The 24,111-nt window shown below is 73.0% G+C and carries 16 protein-coding genes and 1 pseudogene; 4 read left to right on the top strand and 13 right to left on the bottom strand.

The features are described 5' to 3' along the window. Nucleotides 1-406 precede the first annotated feature (406 nt). The 8 genes and pseudogenes from AC6CH9_RS19975 to AC6CH9_RS19940 all read right to left on the bottom strand — a co-directional run. Nucleotides 407-1,078 (bottom strand): annotated as a pseudogene (locus tag AC6CH9_RS19975) (AbgT family transporter); the annotation flags it as partial. Between the two features lie 87 nt (nucleotides 1,079-1,165). Then, nucleotides 1,166-1,717, bottom strand: a complete 552-nt coding sequence (locus AC6CH9_RS19970) for a DUF5979 domain-containing protein (RefSeq protein WP_498156460.1) — start codon at nucleotides 1,715-1,717, stop codon at nucleotides 1,166-1,168. Nucleotides 1,718-2,208: 491 nt separating this feature from the next. Further along, nucleotides 2,209-2,478, bottom strand: coding sequence for a hypothetical protein (locus tag AC6CH9_RS19965; RefSeq protein WP_498156459.1), 270 nt, complete (start codon nucleotides 2,476-2,478; stop codon nucleotides 2,209-2,211). A 365-nt stretch (nucleotides 2,479-2,843) separates the two neighbouring features. Further along, the gene (locus AC6CH9_RS19960) at nucleotides 2,844-3,806 is read right to left on the bottom strand and encodes a sensor histidine kinase (RefSeq protein WP_498156458.1); all 963 of its coding nucleotides are present in this window, start codon (nucleotides 3,804-3,806) and stop codon (nucleotides 2,844-2,846) included. Then, complete coding sequence (locus AC6CH9_RS19955; RefSeq protein WP_498156457.1) at nucleotides 3,803-4,537, bottom strand: response regulator transcription factor; 735 nt, start codon at nucleotides 4,535-4,537, stop codon at nucleotides 3,803-3,805. The genes AC6CH9_RS19960 and AC6CH9_RS19955 overlap by 4 nt, the downstream gene beginning before the upstream one ends. Then, a complete protein-coding gene (locus tag AC6CH9_RS19950) occupies nucleotides 4,534-4,809 on the bottom strand; it encodes a DUF4190 domain-containing protein (protein ID WP_498156456.1) in 276 nt (91 codons plus the stop codon). The genes AC6CH9_RS19955 and AC6CH9_RS19950 overlap by 4 nt, the downstream gene beginning before the upstream one ends. A gap of 41 nt (nucleotides 4,810-4,850) precedes the next feature. Then, the gene (locus AC6CH9_RS19945; RefSeq protein ID WP_498156455.1) at nucleotides 4,851-5,444 is read right to left on the bottom strand and encodes a DUF3060 domain-containing protein; all 594 of its coding nucleotides are present in this window, start codon (nucleotides 5,442-5,444) and stop codon (nucleotides 4,851-4,853) included. Nucleotides 5,445-5,469: 25 nt separating this feature from the next. Then, nucleotides 5,470-6,714, bottom strand: a complete 1,245-nt coding sequence (locus tag AC6CH9_RS19940; protein WP_498156454.1) for an OmpA family protein — start codon at nucleotides 6,712-6,714, stop codon at nucleotides 5,470-5,472. 162 nt (nucleotides 6,715-6,876) lie between these two features. Between AC6CH9_RS19940 and AC6CH9_RS19935 the strand changes: the two genes are divergently transcribed. Continuing rightward, nucleotides 6,877-8,037, top strand: a complete 1,161-nt coding sequence (locus AC6CH9_RS19935) for a YihY/virulence factor BrkB family protein (RefSeq protein ID WP_498156453.1) — start codon at nucleotides 6,877-6,879, stop codon at nucleotides 8,035-8,037. A gap of 5 nt (nucleotides 8,038-8,042) precedes the next feature. Here AC6CH9_RS19935 and AC6CH9_RS19930 read toward each other — a convergent pair whose 3' ends face one another. The 4 genes from AC6CH9_RS19930 to AC6CH9_RS19915 form a co-directional block, all read right to left on the bottom strand. Next, on the bottom strand, nucleotides 8,043-9,683 hold the full coding sequence (locus tag AC6CH9_RS19930; RefSeq protein WP_498156452.1) for an MFS transporter: 1,641 nt from the start codon (nucleotides 9,681-9,683) through the stop codon (nucleotides 8,043-8,045). Continuing rightward, nucleotides 9,680-10,717 (bottom strand): glutaminase A, encoded by a 1,038-nt coding sequence (gene glsA, locus AC6CH9_RS19925; RefSeq protein ID WP_498156451.1) that lies wholly within the window; start codon nucleotides 10,715-10,717, stop codon nucleotides 9,680-9,682. The genes AC6CH9_RS19930 and glsA overlap by 4 nt, the downstream gene beginning before the upstream one ends. Before the next feature lie 171 nt (nucleotides 10,718-10,888). Then, nucleotides 10,889-11,863: a LacI family DNA-binding transcriptional regulator gene (locus tag AC6CH9_RS19920; protein ID WP_498156450.1), complete on the bottom strand. Its 975-nt coding sequence runs from the start codon at nucleotides 11,861-11,863 to the stop codon at nucleotides 10,889-10,891. Between the two features lie 136 nt (nucleotides 11,864-11,999). Beyond that, the gene (locus AC6CH9_RS19915) at nucleotides 12,000-12,518 is read right to left on the bottom strand and encodes a VanZ family protein (RefSeq protein ID WP_498156449.1); all 519 of its coding nucleotides are present in this window, start codon (nucleotides 12,516-12,518) and stop codon (nucleotides 12,000-12,002) included. Nucleotides 12,519-12,597: 79 nt separating this feature from the next. Between AC6CH9_RS19915 and AC6CH9_RS19910 the strand changes: the two genes are divergently transcribed. Beyond that, nucleotides 12,598-13,467 carry an MBL fold metallo-hydrolase gene (locus tag AC6CH9_RS19910; protein ID WP_498156448.1) on the top strand — a complete coding sequence of 290 codons (870 nt, stop codon included), beginning with the start codon at nucleotides 12,598-12,600 and terminating at the stop codon, nucleotides 13,465-13,467. A gap of 88 nt (nucleotides 13,468-13,555) precedes the next feature. Here the strand turns inward: AC6CH9_RS19910 and AC6CH9_RS19905 are convergent, their stop codons facing one another. Further along, complete coding sequence (locus AC6CH9_RS19905; protein WP_498156447.1) at nucleotides 13,556-15,175, bottom strand: helix-turn-helix transcriptional regulator; 1,620 nt, start codon at nucleotides 15,173-15,175, stop codon at nucleotides 13,556-13,558. A 349-nt stretch (nucleotides 15,176-15,524) separates the two neighbouring features. On the opposite strand from AC6CH9_RS19905, the gene AC6CH9_RS19900 reads away from it, so the two are divergent. Together AC6CH9_RS19900 and AC6CH9_RS19895 are read left to right on the top strand one after the other, a co-directional pair. Then, nucleotides 15,525-23,174: a CLIPPER-2 domain-containing protein gene (locus tag AC6CH9_RS19900; RefSeq protein ID WP_498156446.1), complete on the top strand. Its 7,650-nt coding sequence runs from the start codon at nucleotides 15,525-15,527 to the stop codon at nucleotides 23,172-23,174. A 140-nt stretch (nucleotides 23,175-23,314) separates the two neighbouring features. Then, entirely contained in the window at nucleotides 23,315-23,875 is a 561-nt protein-coding gene (locus AC6CH9_RS19895; protein ID WP_498156445.1) for a hypothetical protein, read from the top strand. Nucleotides 23,876-24,111 lie beyond the last annotated feature (236 nt).

Raw genomic sequence — 24,111 nt, 5'->3', positions numbered from 1 at the left:
GTCGTCGTCGCGCGAGAGCTCCTCGACCGCGGGCCACGTGCCGTGCACGAGCAGCGTGTCCCCCTCGGCCAGGCGGCGAGTCCTCGATGAGGCTGCCCGTCTCCGGGTTCCGCAGCGGCCCCCACGACGGGACGGTCAGGAGCAGGACGAGCGCGGTGACGCCCAGCAACCCCCAGAACGCGAACCGCAGGCCGCGCCGCTCGGCGGCGGTGAGCTCGCCCGACGCCGCCCCGCCGCCGCTCGCCTCCGTGGTCACCGCGCCGCCGCCGCCACCCGCGCGTGCGTCGCCCTCCGGCTCCGCGCCCACGGGGACACCCGCCGCCTCGGCGGGGACGCCGTCGGGCAGCTCCTCGTCCTCGCGGTAGGGACCGAGGCGCGGCTCGACGAACTTTTCCGTGAGGATCGTCGCGACGACGGCCACGACGAGCGTGGACACGATGGAGAAGTAGAGGTTGCCGGTGATCGACACGTGCTGCGCCGGGTCCGCGATCGCCTCGTTGGTGATCTCGGCGAGCATCCCGTCGACGGGCGTGATGAGCAGGTTCACGCCGAACCCGCCGCCCACGCCCGCGAACGCCGCCGCGAGACCGGCCAGCGGGTGCCGCCCGAGCGAGTGGAAGACGGCCGCCGCGAGCGGGATGAGCACGAGGCACCCGGCGTCGGTCGCGATCGACGACAGCACGCCGAGCAGGACGATGCTGAACGTGATGAACCGGCGCGGCGTGACCTTCACGAGCCGCTTGATGAACGCCGCGATCAGGCCGACCTCCTCGGCCAGCCCCACGCCGATCATCGCGACCATGATGAGACCCACGACGCCGAACCCGTTGAAGTTCGCCACCGGCGAGGTGAAGAGGAACCGGATCCCGTCGGCGGAGAGCAGGCTCTGCGCCTCGACCGTCACCTGCTCCACCTCCGGGTCGGGGCTCTGGTAAGCCTCGTCGCCGACCAGCTCCTCGCCGCTCGGCTCGACCTGCTCGGAGACCGCGGCCTGCTCGAACGTCACCGAGCTTCCCGCGAGGTAGAACACGTGCGACAGCACGATGATCAGCGCGATGAGGACCAGGAAGATGATCACCGGGTGCGGGACCTTGTTCCCCGCTCGCTCGACGGCGTCCAGCCCCGCTGGAGCCCGGACCTCTTCTCGATCACGGCCTCGCTCATCTCAGCCTCCTGGCACACGACCGGTCGTGACGCCCGGGTGGGCAGACCTCGTGGTCGTGACGGTAGCGGGGACGCGCGCGATCGGCGCGCGAAGGCGAGGCCGCAGGATCACGACGGCGGCTCCTGCCGCCACCAGCAGCGACGCCAGGACGGCCGCGGTGGCGAGGCCCGTCCCGGTCACCGCCAGGCCGTCGCCGGGGGCAGACGCACCAGGGGCCGGCTCCGCCTGGTTCGTCACGGTCACCGAGACGGTCGCGCCGTCGCCGATGGTGACGCGCGCAGTCCCGTCCGGCTGGACGTCGACGCCCTCGCCCGTGAACACGGGCGCGCGCCAGGTCACGCCGTCGACCGCGGCCGGCTCGGCCTCGGAGAGGGTGACGACGATGCCTGCCGGGAGGTCGCCGAGCCCCGCCGTCGAGCCGTCGCCGAGCGTCAGGTCCCCTTCTCGCGTCACGCCGTCGGCGCCCTCGTAGGAGTAGGCCACGGTGTACTCGGCGGCTTCGGGGACCAGCCCTGCCGCCGCCGAGCACGCCGGGTCGCGCGGCCGGCGCAAGGCTCGACAGGGTGCGGACGGACGGCAACAGGAATCTCCTGTCTTCTGAACGAGTCGGACACCCACCGGGACACACGAGGGACGCTGTGGTGACGCGGCGTGGCCGGATCGTCGCGTCCGGCCGCACCGTGGTCCGGCGCCTCCGTCGCCTGCGGGGACTCCGGAGCGGCTTCACCCCTCCGCACGTCCCGACACGGCTGGCCACCGGGGATGTCGCGAGAACGCATCGTCGCCGGCTCCGTCATCGCAGCCCGCGACTCGGGTCCTGACGGGTGTGCGGGCCCGCCCCCGCAAGCTTGTGGCTTGCGGCTTCACCCACCGGTGCCCGCACACGGACCGGCCACGCGTCTCGCCCCCATCGGGCGCGTGGCCGGTCTGAACGTCGGGAGCGGCGCCCGACGCCGCGTGACGATGCCGGGCTTCGCCTCCGTCGTTGAGGACGGCGCGACACTCGTCGAGAGAGCCCCACTCGGGCAGCCCAACGGGCACGGTCACCGGTCGCACGGGACGACGGCGTCGACGAGCACGCACTCCGAGGGTGACTCCGCTGCCGTCAGGAACGCCTGGGCGGCCCATCGGTCGACGACGTGCTCCTCTCCCCATCCGAGCAGGGCGAGCTCGAGGTCACCGATGACCGCGCTCACCCCCGCCCACCACAGTCCGCTGCGGCCCTCCGACTCCGCGAGTCCCTGCACGAACACCCACAGGAGCGCGTCACGGAGCTCGCGCGGCGTGGCGCTGCACGCCAGCGCGAGGGACATCTGCCGGACCACGCTCATCACACCGCGTGCGAACGGCGAGGGATCACCGCCATGGCAGCGGCTCGCTCGGGCCACGTATCCGGTCGTCGCGTCCCGCAGAGGGCGACCAGAGCGCCGCGTGACGAGCTGCAGCGGGTGGCCAGGGTCGAGCGTGCTCATACCCGACAGGACACGCGGCCTCGAAGGATCATGACGCCTCGCGACGAAAACTCACCCCGGTCCACGCACGACGCGCAGACGGACCGGGCCACCGCAGCCGTCGTCCTCCGGCGGGGCCGGTGTCCGGAAGGACGGGATCACGGATCCGTCCGCGGAGCACCCGTCGGGCGCTCGACGCGCCGCGTGCGCGTCCGCAGGACGCGGCGTCAGGCCCTGGTCGCCGCCGGGATCCTCAACCGCACGCTGGTGCCCTGGCCCGGCCGCGACCGCAACGTCGCCGACCCGCCGTGCCGCTCCGCGACGACGCGCACGAGCGCGAGGCCGAGGCCGGACCCGGGCAGCCCCCGGGCCTGCGAGCCGCGCGCGAGCTCGTCGAACACCGAGTCGACCTCGTCGGGCGGGATCCCCATCCCGGAGTCCGCGACCTCGACGACGACCGTCCCGTCCTCGTCCGCCCCACGCACCTCGATCAACGCGCCTGCCGGTGAGAACTTCACGGCGTTGGACAGCAGGTTGTGCACCGCGAGATAGAGCAGGTCCAGGTCGCCGCGCACGTGCGGGAGCGGCCACGGCACCTCGGGCAGGACGACGCGGACGACCGCCCCGGCCCCGCGCGACGTCGTCTGAGCCTCGATGTCCGCGACCGCCTCGCGGACGACGTCGGCCATGTCGACCTCCTCGTCCTCGATGGGACCCGTCTCGAGCTCGGCGAGCTTGCGCAGGTCGGCGACGAGCGTCGCGAGGCGGGCCGACTGCGCGTCGGCGGTCGCGACCAGCGCGGTCCTGTCGACCGCCACGCTCCCCGCCGAGCCCCGCGTCGAGGCGTCCTCGTACGCGAGCCCGGCGACGGCCGCGCGGACCGCGGTGACCGGGTTCTTCAGCTCGTGGTCGAGCCGTGCCACGAACCGGCGGTGCGCGGCCCGCTCCACCGCGCGACCGGCGTCGTACCCCGCTGCCCGGGCCCGCGCGACGGCGCGCGACGTGAGGCACGCCGTGAGCACGACCCCTCCCGCGAGGACACCGACCACGGCGGCGAGGAGCGGCAGCGGGATGCCGACGACGAGCCGGAGCGAGCGCCCGGAGGCGAGGAGCGCCCCGGCGCCGAGCGCGCCCAGCACCACCGGCGCGACGACGGCCAGGACGATCCCGCGCGTCGTCGGCCGGGTCACGGCGCCGTCCCGCGCGAGACGGGCGCGCAGAAGCGGTACCCGAGCGACTGGACGGTCTCCACGTACGTCGGTGCCGCGGCGTCGTCGGCCAGGACCCGGCGCACCTCGGCGACACGGTGGTCGACGGCGCGGCTGCTCACGGGCAGGTCGTACCCCCACAACGCCGAGAGCAGCCGCTCACGCGTGTGGAGCTCCCCCGGGTGGGACATGAGGTAGTCGAGCAGGAGCGACGCCTTGGGCGTGAGGTAGACCTCCCGCCCGTCGAGCCAGGTGCGGCGCGCGGTGCGGTCGAGCACCAGGCCGCCCGCGACGAGGCGTTCCGCCGCCGAGAGCGGGGCTTGCCCGGGGACCGCGCGCCGCAGCACCGCGCGCACACGGGCCACGAGCTCCTGCGGGTCGAAGGGCTTGTTGAGGTAGTCGTCGGCGCCCTCCTCGAGGGCCGCGCTGCGCTCGTTCGACTCACCCACCTGGGTGAGCAGGACGACGGGCGTCCAGTCGTCCGCGGCACGCAGCCGGCGCACGACGGCGCGTCCGTCCAGGCGCGGCATCATGACGTCGCACACGACGATGTCCGGGCGGCCCGCCGCGACCGCGGCCAGGGCCTCCTCCCCGTCCGACGCGGTACGGACCCGGAAGCCCGACCGCTCGAGGAACGGCGCGAGGCCCACGAGGATCGCCTCCTCGTCGTCGACGAGGAGCACGCTGGCCGGCTCGCGGTCGGCTCCCGTCACCGGGTGGCCCCCCAGACGCCGAGCCCGACGACGACCGCCACGAGGAGCACGGACGCGACGAGCACGAGGTACCCGAGCACGAGACCCGCGACGGCGAAGCCGGTGCCCCCGTCGCCACGGGTGCGGATCTGGCGCAGGGCGACGTGGCCCAGGACGACCGGGAGGATCGCGAGCCCGCACAGACCGAGGACGAAAGACGCGACGGCCAGGCCGTTGGTACGGGCCGGCACGGCGCCGGACGGGGGGTGGTTCGGATACGCCGGCTGGTGCATGCGGGTCTCCTCGTCGTACGGGCTCGGCTGCGGACCGGTGGTCAGGAGCGGGTGGGGCGGATCTGGTTCCGTGCGCCCTCTTGCGAGACGGCCGGGCTCCCTGCCTCGTAGGCGACGAGGTTGTCGGCACCGACCAGCGTGAGCGTGCCGGCCTCGTGGACCAGCACCTGCGTCGCAGCCGCCTCGACGACGAGGTCGTCGACGTCCTGCGCGGCGACCACGACGGAGGCCGCGGTGACCCGCAGGACGCCGCAGTCGTCCGTGACGACGACGACCTCGCCGGCGGTGGCGAGCTCGAGCTCGCCACCGCCGCAGGAGAGGTGCGTGGTCGCGGCGGCCTCGATCTCGGCACGGTCGAGCACGGCCGTCTCCCCGGCCGCCGGGCCGGTCTCGGGATCGTCCGCGGCGTCGTCCGCCACGTCGTCCCGGGAGTCGTCGTCGGTCGCGCCGGCCGGGTCCGCCGGTCGGGGCGCCGCCGGCGTGCCCTCGGCGCCCGGGGCCGCCTTCTCCGCGGCGCCGGTCCCCGGCGAGGAGGCTGCGTCGTCGACGATCTCGGCGCTGCACCCGGCGAGGCCGAGCGCGACGCCCCCGGACAGGACGAGTGCGGCGGCACGGTGACGAGCTCGTGTGATCACGGTGGAAGCCTCTCAGAGCGGGAGGTCAGAACGCGGGGACGAAGACCTCGACACGGCGGTTGAGCTGTCGTCCGGCCGGGTTGTCCTGCCCGTCGACCTCGTTCGGCGCGACCGGTCGGGACTCGCCGTACCCCACGGCGTCGAGCCCGGTCGGCACCCCGCGGTCGGCCAGTGCGGCGACCACGGCGGCCGCCCTGCGCTCCGAGAGGTCCTGGTTGTAGTCGTCGGAGGCGACGGAGTCGGTGTGGCCGGAGATCTCGGCCGTCGGTACCGCTGCGTCGGTGAGGACGCGCGCGAGGCCGTCGAGGACGGCGGACGCGTCAGGGCGGATCTCGGCACGGTCGAAGTCGAACAGGACCCCGCTGTCCAGGCTGATCGTGGTCCCGCACGACTCCACGGGCGCCAGCGCCTCCACCGGCGGGAACGCGCCGAGACGAGGGACCGGCGGCAGCGGGTCGGCGGGCACGTCGACGCCGTTGACCAGCGCGGTGCCCTGGCCGTCGTTCACGATGTTCACGGTCTCGTCGACATAGGTGCCCGAGCCGTCGCCCTCGTTGGTGATGCTCATCGTGTCGTCGACGTACGTGCCCGAGCCGTCGGCCTCGATCGTGATGCTCCGCGTCCCGTCCACGTAGGTGCCCGACCCGTCGGCCTCGACCGTGATCGACAGGTCGCCGGAGACGAATGTGCCCGAGCCGTCGCCGTCGTTCGTGATGCTCGTCGTGCCGTCGACGTACGTGCCCGACCCGTCGCCGTCGTTCGTGATGCTCGTCGACCCGTCCACGTACGTGCCCGACCCGTCGCCGTCGTTCGTGACGCTCGACGACCCGTCCACGCTCGCCGCACCGCCGCCGCCGTAGGCGAGCACGGCGCCGTCGGACGCGACCACCGCGCCGTCCTCGCCGCAGTGCGCCGGCGTCACGGTGACGCCGGGGACGGACTCGACGTCGCGGGCGACGTCGACCGTGAACGCGTCGGCCGAGTCGTTGAGGAGGGACAGGTCGGGGAGCTGGAACAGCGGCACCGGGGGGACGTCGCCCGGTGCGTAGCCCGGGACCGTGGGCACCGCCGCGGCGCTCTCCTCGGCCGGCTCGGGCGTGGACTCCTGCTCGGCGTCCGCCGCGGCGGTCGGGGCGGCGGACGGGACGGTGTGTCCCGCGTCGCCGCCCTGCCCGCAGGCCGCGAGGAGCGCGAGCAGCGGCAGCGCGGCCCAGACCGGGGCGGACGGGACGGTGGTCGGTCGGGAGGGACGTCGAGGTGTCGTCGGCATGCGACCAACCTAGGGAGCGCGTGTCGCGGTGTGGCCGCAGGGCTGTCGCGGTCCTGTCGCAGTGCTGCGACATGTGCTGCGACATGCCGCGGCCGGTGGCGCGCTGGTTGCGAGCGACCCTGGGTCCGCGGAGCCTGGAAGCGATCCGACGAAGGAGGCCGCATGACTGCCAGCGCCCGCCCCGCGCCCGACGGGGACCCCACGCCGGACGCGCGTCCGGCGTCCGACTCGGCGCGCAAGCCGGGCTCCCCCACCGACCTGCACCGACCGTCGTGGGGGTTCGCGCTCAAGGGCGCGGTGCGCGAGTTCATGGACGACCAGTGCACCGACCTCGCCGCCGCGCTCACGTACTACGCGGTGCTCGCGGCGGCGCCTGCGCTCCTGGCGCTCGTGTCGATCCTGGGCCTCGTCGGCGACGGCGAGAAGGCGGTCGACTCGGTCCTCACGAGCGTCGAGGGCGTCGTGCCGTCCACCACGCTGAGCATGATCGAGCCCCTCGTCGAGCAGGCCGCGAACACCGACAAGGCCGGGTGGGCGCTCGTCGTCGGCGTCGTGCTGGCCCTGTGGTCCGCCTCGGGCTACGTCGGGGCGTTCAGCCGCTCGATGAACCGCATCTACGAGGTCGAGGAAGGCCGCCCGATCTGGAAGCTGCGGCCCGTCATGCTCGGCGTGACGGTCGTGGTGGTGGTCCTCGCCGCGCTCGTCGTCGCAAGCCTCGTGCTGTCGGGCCCGATCGCCCGGCAGGTCGGCGAGCTCGTGGGCCTCGGGGACACGGCGATCGCCGTGTGGCAGGTCGCGAAGTGGCCCGTGGCGATCCTCCTCGTGGTGGTACTCGTCGCGCTGCTCTACCACCTCACGCCCAACGTGAAGCAGCCGAAGTTCCGCTGGGTCAGCCCGGGTGCACTCCTCGCGATCCTCGTGTGGGCGCTGGCCTCCGCGGCGTTCGGGCTCTACCTGGGCAGCGGCCTCAGCAGCTACGGCGCGACGTACGGGACGCTCGCCGGCGTCATCATCTTCCTGCTGTGGCTGTGGATCACGAACCTCGCCCTGCTGCTCGGCGCCGAGCTCGACGCGGAGGTCGAGCGCAGCCGCGAGCTGCAGGGCGGGATCGCCGCAGAGGAGCGGCTCCAGCTCCCGCCGCGCGACACGCGGGCGAGCGACAAGAAGGCGGCCAAGCGCGACGAGGCGGTCGAGCAGGCGCGCGCGCTCCGCGAGAGCGGCGGGCGCTCGGCCGACGCCGACCGGGACGGTGGGCCAGCCCGCGAGACCGGTCGTGGGTCAGACCACACGGCGGGGGACGACGCCGACCGTCGCGACGCGTAGCGCGGCTACCGCGCAGGCGCGGGGTCCGGGATCTCGTCGGGCCGGTAGCGCGGCAGGCGGCTCGCGGGGAGGATCGCCGTCGCGCTGACCCCGGCGAGGATGAGCAGTCCGATCCGCAAGGTGCCGAGCCGCGACTCCTCGTTGAGCGCGACGGCCGCGTCCACCTGGGCGGGCGTGGCGTCGGTGCCCGCGAGGACCGTGCGCAGGTCGTCGTTGCTCACGAAGTTGACGGTGTCCAGGTCGACCTGGGCGACGAGCGACGGGGGCAGCTCGGGGTGCTCGACGACGGCGCGCCCGACGCTGAACGACAGGATGGTCACGAGCAGCGCCCCGGCGAGCGCGGTGCCGACGGCCGAGGCGAGGTTCTGCGTCGTGCCGCGGATAGAGCCGACGTCGCCCGCGAGGGTCTTGGGCGCCGCGGTGACGAGCACGTTGAACACGAGCGTCACCAGGGCGCCCTGCCCGATCCCAAAGACGACGAGGCCGAGGATCGTGGGCAGCGTCTCCCAGTTGTTGGTGACGACGAGCGACAGCCAGAGCAGCGCGACGGTGGTCAGCGTGAAGCCGAAGACCCCGATCGTGCGCGGCGGGTAGCGCCGGTAGAACCGCACGACGAGCGTCGCGGTGACGAACACCGTGAGGTTGAACGGCATCATCGCGAGCGCGGTGTCGAACGGGGTGCGGCCCTGCACGATCTGGATGTACAGCGGGACGGTGAAGTTCAGCGCTGCCTCGAGCGCGACCACGACGAACATCGCGTACACCGCCGCCCGCTCGCTCGGGCGCGCGAGGACGGACAGGTCGACGAGCGGCACCTTGCCGGCGGCGGTCCGGCGCCGCGTCCACCAGAAGAACGTCTGCCCGAGCACGACGCCGAGCAGCACGAGCAGCGGCGCGGGCGAGACCCCGACCAGGTCGAACGGCGCACCCGGCGCGGCGAAGAACAGCCCCCAGGCGTTGAGGTTGTTGAAGCCGAGGGTGAGCGCGACGACGGCCGCGCCGATGAGGACCGCGGCCACGAGGTCGATCCGGATGCCGGGGTCGCCGGCGTCGGACCGCAGCCGGAAGCTGAGGACGAAGACCGCGACGGCGAGCGCCAGGACGATCGCGAAGGTGGGCCGCCAGCCGATGAGCGTCCCGAGCGCGCCGCCGATGAAGAACGCGCTCATGCCCGACACCGCGCGGGCCGAGCCGAGTGACCCGATCGCCGTCGCCTGCTGGGCTCCCCGGTAGTTCTCCGCGATGAGGGCGACCAGCGCGGGCACGATGATCGCGGCCGAGGCGCCGGCGACGGCCTGGCCCGTGATGGCCCACGCGACGGTCGGCGAGAGGATCATGAGCAGCGCCGACGCCGCGAACGTCGCGACGACGACCCGGAAGATCGCGACCCACCCGATCCGCTGCCCGAGCTTCGCCCCGGTCATGACGAGCGCGGCGACCGCGAGGCCGTAGACGACGATCGTCGTGCTCGCGACCGTCGGCGGGACACCGAAGTCCTCGACCATGCCGCCCAGCGACACCGGCAGGGCGGCGACGTTGAACGACATGAGGACCTGCGCGAGGAACAGGCCGACCATCGGCACCCACGACCGGCGGTCCTCGGTCGCGGGTGCGGCGCTGCTGTCGACGGCGTCTCGGGTGCTCACGAGGCCGGGTCCCTTCTCTCGGTCGGGCGGGTGGGGGTCACGGGGACCTGGGCGGACGACGCGAACAGGTTGAGGCCGAGGGTCCGCGACAGGTACGCGGTCGCGCGCTGCCCGCGCACGCTGTTCCCGGCCGGGTCGAGGGGCGGGGAGTACGTGCCGATCGCCCCCTTGCCGGGTGCGACGGCGACGATCCCCCCTGCCACGCCGGACTTGGCAGGAAGGCCGATCTCGAACAGCCACTCCCCCGACCGTTCGTACAACCCGGTCGAGGCGAGCACGGCGAGCGTGTCGCGGCACACCTGCGCCGAGACCACGCGCTCGCCCGTGACCGGGTTGACCCCGCCGTCCGCGAGGGTCGCGCCCATGACGGCAAGGTCGCGGGCGCTCACGCGCAGCGCGCACTGCTTGGTGTAGACGTCGACGACCTCGAGCGGGTCGAGCTCGATGCGCCCGTAGCTCTCCAGGAGCCGGGCGATCGCCTTGTTGCGCATGTTCGTCGCCGACTCCGACCGGTAGACCACGCCGTCGAGCTCGAGCGGTCGGCCGGCGAACCGGGACAGCCCGGTGCGCACGTTCTCCCACTGCTCGGCGAACGACGCACCGGGCATGAGCGCCGTCGTCGCGAGCGCCCCGGCGTTGACCATGGGGTTGCGCGGGTGGCCGTCGTGGAGCTCGACCGCCATCACGGAGTTGAAGGCGAGGCCCGTGTTGTCCACCCCGACCCGTTCGAGCACGCCCTCGTGCCCGTAGGCCTCGCACACGAGCGCGTAGACGAACGCCTTGGAGATCGACTGGACGGAGAACTCGACGTCGGCGTCGCCCACGGCGTGGACCGCTCCGCCCGACTCGGCGACGCACACGCCGAACAGCGACCGGTCGGCCTCCGCGAGGACGGGGATGTAGTCGGCCACCGCGCCGTCGTCGTTCCCGCGGTAGCGCTCGTGCGCCGCGTGGACGTGCTCCTCGACGCGGTCCCAGCCCGGGAGCGACCCGGTCGCGACCTCCTGCTCGACACCGTCGACGCCCAGCCTCATCCCGTCCCCTCCGTCCGGATCGTCCGAGACGACCACGCGCGATGCTGCCACGTCCCCCCGCGGGGCGCAGGGCGAGGTGGACGCGGGCGGACCGTGTCCGCGCATCGCCGGTGCGGGTCCGACCGCGACCCGGCGAGCGGTGCCGCCCGGTCGCGCGAGACCGCCCGCGCCTCAGGCGCTCGTGCGGCGGACGACGACGGACGGGAACGTGCGCTCGTCGTCACGGCGGCGGCGGTCCAGCAGGGCTGCCGTCGCCGCGGCCGCGATCCGCTCCACGGGGTGGGTCGCGGTCGTCAGGCCCGGTCCGGCCTGCTCCGCGAAGGGCTGGTCGTCGAACCCGGTGACGGCGACGTCGTCGGGCACGCGGACGCCGTCCTCCGCGAGCGCGCGCATCGCTCCGACGGCGAGCGTGTCGCTCATCGCGACGAGCGCGTCCACGCCGGGCCAGCGGCGGCGCGCCTCGCGGGCCGCCTCCGCGCCCGCGAGGGCCGTGAGGTCGGCGGCCACGACGCGGCGCGGGACGCCGGCGGCGCGCACGACCGCGTCGTACGCCTCGACGGCCCGCTGCGCGCCGGGCAGCCAGCCCGGCCCGGTGAGCATGACGACGTCGCGCCGCCCGGCGGCGAGCACGTGCTCGACGAGCGCGGCGATCCCGGCTGCCGCGTCGATGTCGTAGGAGGGCACGCGGCCGTCGGCGGGGCCGATCGCCGCCACGCGGGAGAGCAGCGTGCGCGGCACGCTCGCGAGCACCTCGGCCGAGTAGTCGACGAGGAGCACGCCGCCCACGCCCGGGTCGCGCGCGAGCCGGGCCAGCTCGTCACGCGGGTCGCGCCCGAGCCAGCGCAGCGCCACGCCGACGCCCTGGGTGTCGGCCGCGCGGCTGGCCGCCGCGACCACGCGCGCGACGTAGGGGTCGCCCAGCAGGTCGGCCGACGGCGACCCCACCGCGACCACGACCCGCTCGCCGCGCCCGCTCGCGAGCGACCGCGCCCCGGGGTGCGGCACGTACCCGAGCTCCTCGACGGCGGCGAGGACCGCGCGGCGCGCCGCGTCGGACACGGGACCCGTGCCCCGCACGACGCGCGAGGCCGTGGACCGCGAGACGCGGGCCGCCGCGGCGACGTCGTCGAGCGTGGTGGGCGGCATGGCGATCTCCTGGCGAGTCCTGTCGGCGGTGACGGGCGGCGCCCGGAGCACCACGCTAACCCGCGGAGGGCCATCGGTGGAAGCGTTCCCACGGTCGTGTCGAGGCCAGGTTCGGCGTCGTGCCCGGGGTCGCCCCTCAGGGACGCCGCGCGGTGGGGACCGAGCCCGGGTTCGCCGCGCGGTCCCGGCGGGCCGCGAGCCGCAGCGCCACCACGGCGAGGCCGGCGCCGAGCAGCGCGCCGATCGAGTTGGAGAGCCAGTCGTTCGTGTCGCACGACCGCCCGAGCGCCGGGGCGAGCGCCTGGACCACCTCGACGAGCGCAGAGGCGGCGACGCCGCCGAGCAGCGCGACGAGCGGCCTGCGCAGCGCGACCGCGGCGAGCAGCACCGGCGGCACGAACAGCACGACGTTCGCGAGCAGCTCGACCCGCCCCGGCGTCGGCAGCGACCAGCTCACGGTGCAGACGGCGAAGAGCTCGCGGTCGACGGGCACGAGCGTCAGCAGGAGCACGGGGAGCAGGCTGACGCCGAACAGCACCCACGCGAGCGGACGGCGGCCCGCCAGCCACGCGCCCACGAGCGGTCCGGCGACGGCGAGGACGAGGAGGGCGAGCGGCGACAGCCAGGGGTGCGCGACGAGGAGCGTGGAGATCATGGGGGCGCCAGTCTCGCAGGTCGGCGGGGTGCGGGGTGCCGGGTGACGTGTGTCGGCGGGTCGCGGTAGACCTGTGCCCATGACGACGACGCCGTCCCCCCAGCCCCTCGCGCCCGCCGCCACTGTCTCCCCCGAGGAATGGTGGATCTGCCGCACGTGCGCGGTCGAGCACGCCGAACGACCCGACGTGTGCGCCATCTGCGCCGACGAGCGCCAGTGGGTCCCCGCGACCGGGCAGGCATGGACCACGCTCGCCGAGCTCGCCGCGGCCGGCGAGCGCCTCGTCCTCGAGGAGCTCGAGCCCGACCTGTTCGGCCTGTCGAGCGAGCCGAGCGTCGGCATCGGGCAGCAGGCCAAGATCGTGCGCACTCCCGCGGGCAACCTCCTGTGGGACCCGCCCGGCTACGTGGACGACGACGCCGTCGCCCGGGTGCGCGCGCTCGGCCCGGTCGTCGCGATCGCGGCGAGCCACCCCCACATGTTCGGCGTCCAGGTCGCGTGGAGCCGCGCCCTCGGTGACGTCGCCGTGCTCGTCGCCGAGGCCGACGCGCACTGGGTCGCGCGGCCCGACCCGGTCATCGAGACCTGGACCGGCGAGCGCGAGGTGCTGCCCGGCGTCGTCCTGTCACAGCCGGGCGGCCACTTCCCCGGCAGCGCCGTCGTGCACTGGGCGGCCGGCGCCGAGGGCCGGGGCGTGCTGCTGTCCGGCGACACGATCTTCGCGAACCCCGACCGCACGTCCGTGAGCTTCATGCGGTCCTACCCCAACCGCATCCCGCTGTCCGCCGCCGTCGTGCTGCGCGTCGCCGAGCGCGTGGCGCGGCGCCCGTTCGAGCGGCTCTACAACAACTTCGAGGGCGTGATCCCGACCGACGCGCGGGACGTCGTGCTCCGCTCCGCGCAGCGCCACGCCGCCTGGGTGCGCGGCGACTTCGACCACCTCACCTGACCGGCCTGTCGCCCCGACCGGGCACCGTCCCTCGACTCCGGAACCGCAGCGGGCACCTTCGCCCCACCGCGGTGGGGACAGACCCGGTTCAGACGGTGGTGTCGTCGAAGAGGCCGAGCTCTTCGGCGCGAGCGAGGGCGGCTGCGCGGCGTGAGACACCGAGCTTTCGGTAGATGCTGCGGACCTGGGTGCGCACGGTGGCCGGCGAGACGCCGAAGCGTGTGGCGGCTTGCTCCGCGGTATCGCCGGCGGCCAGGGCACCGAGGACCGCCCTCTCTCTTGGCGACAGGCGTACGACCTCGACTCCCCGGGGAATGTTCACACGTCGCAGCTGCCGGTTGAGCAGAGGGTTGGGGACGTCGGCGAGCTGAGCGAGGTCATCGAGATCGTCCGGGTCGGCAGCAAGGAACGGTTTGACGTGGTTGTCGCTGGTGCGCAGCCTGACGGCCTTGCGGAATGCGGTGGCGGCGTGGTGCTTGTTGCCGGTGCGCAGGTGGGCCACGGCCATGACCAGGTGCATGCCCATCATGTCCGGCACGGGGATGTGGAGCTGGTGCAGGGCTTGGGCTGTGGCGCGGATGGCCTCGTGCGGGTGACCGGCGAGCAGGTGCGCCCAGGCAGCGTGCTGGCGCAAGGACGCGACGTCGGGGTAGGCATCGACCAGCTGGAGCAGCCGGTTCCCTTCGGCCGCCTTGAGCAGGAGCTTGGCCTCGGAGCGCAGCACGAGCTGACCGGCCAGGGTGGTGGGGTCGGGTTCGAGCGCGCCGTGGCGCGTGCGGGCCTCGTCGAGATGGGCGAGGGCAGCGTACGGGTCGTCGAACAGCGCCGCATGGCTGGAGTGGGCGTAGGCGATGAACGGCCACAGCTCCAGGCTCTGGGTTGCCGGTCCGACGGCGTCCAGGTGATGCCGAGCCTCGTCGGGGTCGGCTTCCTCGATCGCGACCAGGGCGCGGGCGACTGTGGCCCCGACGGTCGTCAGGCGTTCGATCCATCGCGGCCCAGCGGCACTGTCGTCGAGTGCAGCGAGCCACGTGCGGGCCAGGTCGAGGTGCCCTCGGTAGGCGGTGACGAGAGCGAGGTTGGCCAACGCGTTCGCGCCGGCGTGGTGCGCGTACGGGGGCGGGCCTGCCTCGAGATGGGCCCGGGTGTACAGCTTCGCGGCGCGGTCGAGCCTCCCGGCGAGCATCGCGGTGGTGCCGCGCTCGGCTGACAGCCAGCCGGGTTTGGTCGCGACGTGAGCCGGGGTCCAGGGCAGGGTGTGTCCGCCTCCGGTGAGCACGAGCTGTTTGTCGATCCACGTCCCCAGACGTTCAGACTCCTCGTACGCCCCGCGCAGGCGCGCCGAGACGACGGCGATCGTGCCGGCGGTGACGAGGTCGCTCGGGCGGGTGAAGGACGTCAGTCGGGTGGCGTAGGAGCGGCCCTGGGCGGCGAACAGGTTCAGGACCTTCCTCAGCTCGCCGTCCCGCTCATCGATCTCGGCGCGGTGATAGGCGAGCAACGCCGTGTACAGCAGACGTGGTCTGTTCTCCAGCTCCGTGCCGTCCAGGCCGCGGACCCTTCTCATGATCGGCCGCGCGAAGCGTCCGGGCAGGTCGTACCAGAGCAGGTCGGACAGGTCCTCGATGTCATCGAGCGTGCCGGTGGCGATCGTCTCGCGGATCGTCTCATCGCTCGGTGATGACGACTCGTGGGGCGGTGGGCTCACCTGATGGATCTTGCCCAGCGACGCATGTGAGCGCGCACAGGCTCGACGGGGAATACCCAGCCGTACGGGTGAAAGTGCAACCGGATTGATGAATTCGTTGATGAAGTTCCATCACTTTCCCGTCACCGATCGGTGCGACCTGGATCACATGGGGTGTTGACGAGAGCGCGCGAGGGGCGTGCGCCACGGAACTGATGGGGAACTCATGCGACCACACTCACGGGGTGCTGCCGGCGCCGGCGGCGTCCGTCGGCGCGGGTCTCGCGCCGGGACGACGACGGCGCGCCACGCCAGAGCACGACACCGGACGAGCCCGTGGAAGCGCGCCGTTGCCGGTGCCGTCGCGCTCGTGACCGCCGGCACCGGTATCGCGGCTTCCACAGCGCTCCCGGCTGTGGCGGCGACGGTCTACGAGCTCGAGGGGTCCTGGGCCCAGAGCACGCCGGCCTCGCTCGAGACCGGTGACGCGGTGTCGGCGACGTGGCGGTTCAACCTCAACGACGACGCCGCGGCCCCCGGCAACGAGCCGGTGGAGAACGTCACGGTGACGGTGACGAGCCAGGGCGCTGTGTTCGACTCGATCCCGCCCGCGTGTCTCGTGGACGGCGTGGACCCGGCGTCGAGCATCTCCGAGGACGGCACGACGCTGGTGTGCAACGTCGGCACGCAGGACGAAGGCACGGCGTTCTCGCTGACGACGCCGATGCGCGTGACGGCCGTGACCGGGGAGACCGTGAGCGCGGGCGCGACGATCGCCGACCAGCAGACGTCGCTGCCCGAGCTGCCCGTACAGAACGGGTTCGTGCAGGACATCCACTGGGTGGAGAGCGTCTCCGGGAGCACGCGCAACGACACGTCCCGCGACTTCACGTTCAACTGGACGCTGTTCCACGGGACGAACAGCCCCGCGGGGCAGGACCCCGTCAGCTACGACCTCACGGTGTCCAACAGCCTGGGAGCGGTCACGCAGATCGGGCCGCAGGCGTGCTCGGCGTTCACGAGCGGGACGGCCACCGGCCACCCGTGGTCGGGCGGGACGCACGACGCGAGCCAGGTGGCGCCGACCGTCGCTTCCTGCACGCTCACGCGCAACAGCTCGACGTCGTACACGCTGACGCTGGCCGGGATCGACTACAGCCACGCGCAGGTGCCGACGACGGACTCGGCCGGGAACCCGCTGCCGACGGACCGCGTGGCGGTCGCGTCCGGGCAGATCCAGCTGCGGGTCGTCACGACCGCGGGCGCGGGGCAGGTCTCGGTCACGTCGAGCGCGCCGACCTACACCGCGGTCGACGGGCAGACGACGAACGACGACCCCGCGAACAACACCACGGGGAAGAACTGGACGACGGGGATCTGGTCGCACGCGTGGCAGCCCGCCTACACGGGTTCGAGCGCGACGGTGTGGACCGACACGTACCGCGTCGCCCCCGAGTCGGAGCTCGGCTCGGCCGTGCGGGTGATCTACCCGAACGTCCAGAACCAGAACGCCACCCAGGGTGGCCTCTGCCTGGTGCTGGACACGAAGTACGTGGAGTTCACGGGCGCTCTCACCCGGTTCGACAACGGGATGTCGGGTGAGCCCGCCGGTCTCCCCGTCGCGTACTACACCGGCACGTCGGCGCTGGTGAATCCGGACAGCACCTCGTACAACCCGAACGCCTTCACGTGCGACGGGACGACGGGCTGGAGCACGACCCCGCCCCCCGACCTCGCGACGGTCAAGGCGGTGCGCGCCACGTACACGATGACCGCGGCCCGCTGGCAGCGCGAGCTCGTCCTGCAGGCGACGCAGCGACTCCTGCCCACCACCGCCGTCGGCCAGGACGTGTGGACCTGGGGCTCGTACATCAACCCGGTGTCCGCCACGAACGCGTGGGTGAACCCCCAGCGAGGCACGTCACCGTCGGACGCCGGGCCGGCTGCGACCCTGACCCCGGACGCGCGCTACCCGTTCGCCCAGTCGGGTCGTGACATCGTGCGGATCGTCGGCGTCACGCCGGACGTGACGAAGTCGGTCCTTCCGACGACGGTCGACCCGGGCGGGCAGGCGACGTACACGTTGAGCTACTCCGCGAACGGGACCGGGGCGGTCGCTCCGACCGTGGACGACTACCAGCTCGTGGACACGCTGCCGCTCGGCACGACGTACGTCCCGGGCTCGTCGACCCCCGAACCGGTCGCCACGACGAACGGCTCCGGTCAGCAGGTCCTCACGTGGACCCTCGACGGAGTGCCCACGAACACCCCGCAGTCCCTGTCCTACCAGGTGACGTACCCCGACGACGTCGCCGGCGGCGAGCGGCTGGTCAACACCGTCACCGCCTCGGCCGAGGGTGTGCAGTCGGACCCCGCGACCGCGACGGTCGTGGTCAACGAGTCCGGGCTGACGCGGATCATCAAGACCGCGGACCAGGCGTTCATCCCGAACCTCGCCGGCGACGGCGCGGGCGCGGGGTCGTGGACGATCCTGGTGCGCTCGCAGGACCCGCTGCCCCAGGAGTTCGTCGACGTGATCGACATCCTCCCGTACGTGGGTGACGGCCGCGGGACGGCGTTCTCCGGTTCCTACGAGCTCGACGGCCCGGTGACGTCGTCGATCGGGGGGACGGTCTACTACACGACCGCGGACCCGGCGACGCTCACCGACGACCCGGCCGACGCCACGAACGGCGCGGCGGGCGACGTCGCGGGCAACACCGTGGGGTGGAGCACGACGTACACCCCCGACGCCACCGCGGTGCGCGTCATCACCGGCACCCTCGTGGCGCGTGGTGAGCTCACGATCGACGTGCCCGTCGTGACCGACGGCATGGTCGGGGGTGACGAGCTCGTCAACCGGTCGCAGGGGCGCGCGGAGAACACGCGTCTGGTCATGCGGACCTCGGCGTCGACGTCGATCGCGAACTACTACTCGGCGTCGCTGAAGAAGTACGTGCAGGACGCCGAGGGCGAGTGGCGCGACGCGAACGAACCGCTGGACTACCCGCAGTTCCGGGTCGGTGACACGGTCCGGTACCGGATCGCGGTGGAGAACACCGGTCAGGGCACGCTGACGAACGTCGTGGTGTCCGACGACCTGCAGCCCGAGCTCGGCTCGTTCACGATCGACTCCCTCGCCCCGGGCGAGGTCCAGACGCACGAGTTCGAGATCGAGCTCACCGAGCCCGTCGCGGACTCGGTCGTGAACACGGCGTGCGCCGACGCGGACGTCCCGGCCGACTCCGGCGTCGAGCCGACGATCAACTGCGACCCCGCCGGGTTCACGGTGGTCGGCACGCCGACGCACACCAAGGAGATCGTCTCGGCCACCCCCGTCGGTGACGGTCGGTGGGAGGTCGTGTACGAGGTCGTGGTGTCGAACACGCAGACCCCGTCGACGACCTACTCCCTGACGGACGAGCTGCACTTCACCGACCAGGCGACGATCGTCTCCGCGACGGTGACGCAGGCGCCCGACGGCGTCGTCCTCGCCGACCCGGCGTGGGACGGCCAGGGCAACACCCTGGTCGCCGCAGACGTCCCGCTGGCCGGGAACGACGACGAGGGCTACGCCCCGCACGTCTACCGCGTCACCGTCCTCGCCGACGTGCCGCTGCAGCTCGACGACGCCGGCTCCGGCGCCGACGCCCCGACCGCGTGCCCCGCCGAGGGGTCGGACGCGGACCAGGGGTTCAACAACACCTCCGGGCTGACCGGGCCCGAGGGCGAGACGGAGGAGGACCAGGCGTGCGCACCGATCCCGTCGATCGACATCGCGAAGACGGTCTCCGCGGGCCCGACACCGAACGGTGACGGGACGTGGACGGTGACCTACGACGTCGTCGCGACGAACGCGGGCGCTGCCGACGGCACCTACGAGGTGACGGACCGGATGACGGCCGACGGTGACCTCGAGGTCCGCTCGGGCGCCGTCGTCACGGCCCCGGACGGTGTGACCCCGAACGGGGCGTGGACGGGTCTGGGCGCCGAGGGCGCCCCGGAGAACGTCATCGCCTCCGGCGTCGTCCTGCCCGCGGGCGGGACGCACACCTACCAGGTCGAGGTCGTGCTGGGGATCGCCGAGGGCGTCGAGGGTGCGCCGGTGATCACTCCGTGCTCGGCCGAGCCGGGCACCTCGCCCGGCGGCCTGTCGAACGCGGCCGGGATCGAGCACAACGATCTCACCGACTCCGACGAGGCGTGCGTGGCCATCGCGTACATCGTCGTCGACAAGTCGATCAGCGCGGGCCCGACGCCGAACGGTGACGGCACGTGGACGATCGTCTACGACGTCGTGGCGGAGAACGTCGGCGGCGAGTCGGGCGAGTACGACGTGTTCGACCGCCTGCACCACGGCGAGGGCATCGAGATCCTCGACGCCGCGATCACCACGGCTCCGGACGGTGTCGAGACGAACGCGGACTGGACGGGCCTGGGTGCCGAGGACTCCGCCCCGGAGAACCTCGTGGCGTCCGGCGTCGAGCTGGCCGCGGGTGGGACGCACACCTACCAGGTCGAGGTCACCGTCCAGATGGACGAGGCCACGATCGACCCGGTGAACCTGCAGTGCCCGCCGCCCGGCTCAGGCGAGAACGGTGGCCTGGCCAACTCCACGAGCCTGGACCACAACGGGATCGTGGCCGAGGACGAGGTGTGCGCCTCGCTGCCGCTGATCGGGATCGACAAGACCATCTCCGCCGGTCCCACGCCGAACGGTGACGGGACGTGGACCATCACCTACGACCTGGTCGCCACCAACACGGGCCAGGCCGCGGGCGACTACGACGTGGTCGACCGCCTGCAGTACGGAGACGGCGTCGTCGTGGAGTCGGCCGCCATCACCTCGGCACCCGACGGCGTCGAGCCCGAGACAGGCTGGACCGGTCAAGGAGCGGCCGGTTCGGCCGACAACCTGGTCGCGGCGGGCGTCACGCTGGACGCGGGCGCGACGCACACCTACCAGGTGCAGGTCGTCGTCTCCCTCGACCGGGAGGTCGTGACTCCGGAGACGCTGCAGTGCCCGGAGCCCGGCTCGGGCGAGAACGGCGGGCTGGCGAACGCCACCGAGCTCACGCACAACGGTGAGACCCAGGGCGACGACGTGTGCGCCACCCTGCCGCTCGTCGACGTCACCAAGACGGTCTCCGCGGGCCCGACGCCGAACGGTGACGGGACGTGGACGGTGACCTACGACGTCGTCGCGACGAACTCCGGTCAGGCCGACGGCGTCTACGACGTCACCGACCGCATGACGGCCGACGGCGACATCACCGTCGTCTCCGGGTCGGTCGTCTCGACGCCGGAGGGTGTCGAGCCGAACGAGTCGTGGACCGGGCTCGGCGCCGAGGGCGCACCGGAGAACGTCATCGCCACGGGAGTGAACCTGCCCGCCGGCGAGTCCCACACGTACCAGGTGCAGGTCGTCATCTCGCTCGCCGAAGGCAGCGAGGGAGCACCGGCAGTCACCGACTGCGCCGCGCCTGGAACGGGAGAGGACGGCGGTCTGTCGAACTCCGCGGGGATCGACCACAACGGGATCCCCGACTCGGACGAGGCGTGCGTGACGATCTCGGCGATCACGGTCGACAAGACGATCTCGGCCGGGCCGACGCCGAACGGTGACGGCACGTGGACGATCGTCTACGACATCGTCGCGGAGAACGTCGGCGGTGCGACGGGCGAGTACGACGTGTTCGACCGCCTGCACTACGGCGAGGGCATCGAGATCCTCGACGCCGCGGTCGTCACGGCACCCGACGGCGTGGAGACCAACGCCGGCTGGAACGGGCTCGGGGACGAGACCTCCGCCCCGGAGAACCTCGTCGCGTCCGGCGTCGAGCTGGCCGCGGGCACGACACACACCTACCAGGTCGAGGTCACCGTCCAGATGGACGAGGCCACGATCGACCCGGTGAACCTGCAGTGCCCGCCGCCCGGCTCAGGCGAGAACGGCGGCCTGGCCAACTCCACCAGCCTGGACCACAACGGCATCGTGACCCAGGACGAGGTGTGCGCCTCGCTGCCGCTGATCGAGTTCGACAAGTCGATCTCGGCAGGCCCGACGGGCAACGGTGACGGGACGTGGACCATCACCTACGACCTCGTCGCGACCAACGCCGGTGAGGCTGCTGGCGACTACGACCTGGTCGACCAGCTGCTCTACGGCGAGGGCATCGTGGTGGAGTCCGCCGAGGTCGCCTCGGCACCGGACGGTGTGGAGCCCGACGCCGGCTGGACCGGTCAGGGCGCGCCGGGCTCGGACGAGAACGTGGTCGCCACGGGCGTCACGCTCGAGGCAGGCGCGACCCACACCTACCAGGTGCAGGTCGTCGTCTCCCTCGACCAGGCCGTGGTCACGCCGGACACGCTCGCGTGCCCGGCACCCGGCTCCGGCGAGACCGGTGGTCTGGCCAACGCCGGCGCGCTGACCCACAACGGCGAGACGCAGGACGACGACGTGTGCGCCACCCTGCCGCTCATCGACATCACCAAGTCCCTCTCGGGCGCGGTGACGCCGGTCGAGGGCGAGGACGGCGTGTACGACGTGGTGTACGAGGTCACGGTCACCAACCGTGGTCCGGGCGCCGGGGAGTACGACCTGGACGACACCCTCGCCCCCGGTGCGGGCGTGACGGTGGTCGGGATCCAGGGCGTCGTCACCGACGCGCCCGAGTCCGTGGGCGTCAACGAGGGCTTCGACGGCCTCGAGGACGTCCGGATCGTGACCGGTCAGCCCATCGCGGGCGCCGGCACGAGCCCGGTCGTGCACACCTACACGGTCACCGTGCGGTACGCGGCGGACCTGTCCGACGTCGAGATCCCTGACACGGACGTGTGCACCACGGACGGCGGCACGGTGCCCGGCGGGCTGAACAACGTCGCGGCCGTGGACTGGAACGCCGTCCCCGGGCAGGACGAGGAGTGCGTGCGCCCCGGTAAGCCGACCCTCGACAAGGCCCTGGTCTCCGCCAGCCCGGTGGGCGAGGGGAAGTGGGAGGTCGTCTACGACCTGACCGTGGGCAACGTCGGCGGGGAGGTCACGACCTACGACCTGGACGACGAGCTGCTGTTCGCCCCGGTCATCACGGTCGACTCCGTCACGGTCACCGGGCCCGAGGGCATCACCGTCAACGACGGGTTCGACGGCGCCACGGACCAGCGGATCGCGACCGACGTGTCGATCGCGGGCCTGGACGACGACGGGTACGCCCCGCACGTCTACCGGGTCACCGTCGTCGCGAACGTGCCGCTGCACCTCGCCTCCGACGAGGTGGGCCAGGACGGGACCGGTGCGCCGGCCTGCACCGTTCCCGCCGGGTCGAACACCCTGGAGCAGGGCCTGAACAACGCGGCCACGCTCACGGACGAGACGGGCGGGACGCAGACCGACACGGACTGCGCTCCGGTGCCCTCCATCGACATCACCAAGGTCATGGACGGCGACCCGGTCCGCGGCGAGGACGGCACCTGGACGGTGTCCTACGCGATCACCGTCGTCAACGACGGTGCCGCCACCGGGGTCTACGACCTGACCGACCGCCTGCGCTACGGCGCCGGCATCGAGGTCGAGTCGGCCACGGTGACGGCCACGCCCGAGGGCGTGTCGGCGTCGGGCACGTGGACCGGTCAGGGCGCCGAGGGCGACCCGGTCAACGTCGTGGCCACCGGCGTGGGCCTGGCCGCGGGCGGCACGCACACCTACCGGGTGAAGGTCCTCGCGAACCTCGACCAGGACGCGGCCGACGAGTCGACGTTCGTCTGCCCCGACCCGGGTTCGGGTGAGCCCGGCGGGTTCGCGAACACCGCGGGTATCGGTCACAACGACCTGACCGACACCGCCGAGGCGTGCGACACCCCGGACGAGCCCGGTGACCCCGGGACGCCCGGCAAGCCTGGTGGGTCGCTGGCCACGACCGGCGCGACCCTGGCGTGGGTCGCGGGCGGGGCAGCGCTGCTGATGCTGATCGGCACGCTCGCCCTGGTCCTCGCCCGCAACCGCCGCACCACCCTCGGCTGAGGTGCGGCCGGTCGCCCCGACACGGGGCGACCGGCCGCTCACCGGCTGACGTCGTGCGACCCCACCACCACCGCGGACGGGCCTCGTCCGAGACCCGGTTCAGCCACCGTCGACACGCACCTCTTGCCTGCGAGGTCACCATGCACCGTGACGTCCACCGCATCATCGTCCCCACCCTGTTCGGCTACGCCACCCTCGTCCGCGCCGGAGACACCCACCCCCTGGGCCTCGCCGGGGCCTTCGACGACGATGCCCACCTGATCGGTGGGACCACGCAACGCATCGATACGGTCCTGCCCCCGGACATCACCGCCGGCGAGCTTCTGGACTTCCACGCCCGGCTCCGGCTACTCCCAGCCCACCGCCGCCGACCCCGGACCGCGGCGGCCGCCGCCGGCCGCCGCCAGATGCTGGACCACGCCGTCGACGTGCGGACCACGGCGGCCCTGACGGTGCACCGGCTGTGCCCGGCACCCGCGCCGCGCGACGTCGCGTTCGCTGCACTGGTGCGCTCCATGCGCCGCGCCGACGACGCCCACCTCACGAAGGAGAAGGAAGCCCTCGCCCGCCAGCTCGTGTGGTGCGCCGTCTACGCCGCACGCGACCACCACCTGGCCCAGGTTCTCCACGCCGCGACGGCCCTCCACCACCTGATCCTCGACCAGCGCGCCAGCACGACCGACGCCCTCGACCAGGCCTGACCACCGAGCTGACGGACCCGCCAGGAGCACCAGGTCGGCGACGTCGTGCCGTGCCTCGTATCACGGCACCGCACCGATCCCTCTCTCGACCTGCGACGACCCATCGACCGTCCACCCGGGCACCTCTGGACGCTCGTCCGGCGGTATACCGTTCGGAGCACGGTGAGCCGGGCACCCGGCACGCGCCCCATCCACCGGTGACGGCTCGCGTGCAGGTGTGGCGAGCGGTCGTCGTG

The organism is Cellulosimicrobium sp. GQ32, from assembly GCF_059758455.1.
Note: the sequence above shows the minus strand (reverse complement) of the source record. Positions and strands in the feature narration are given on the sequence as shown.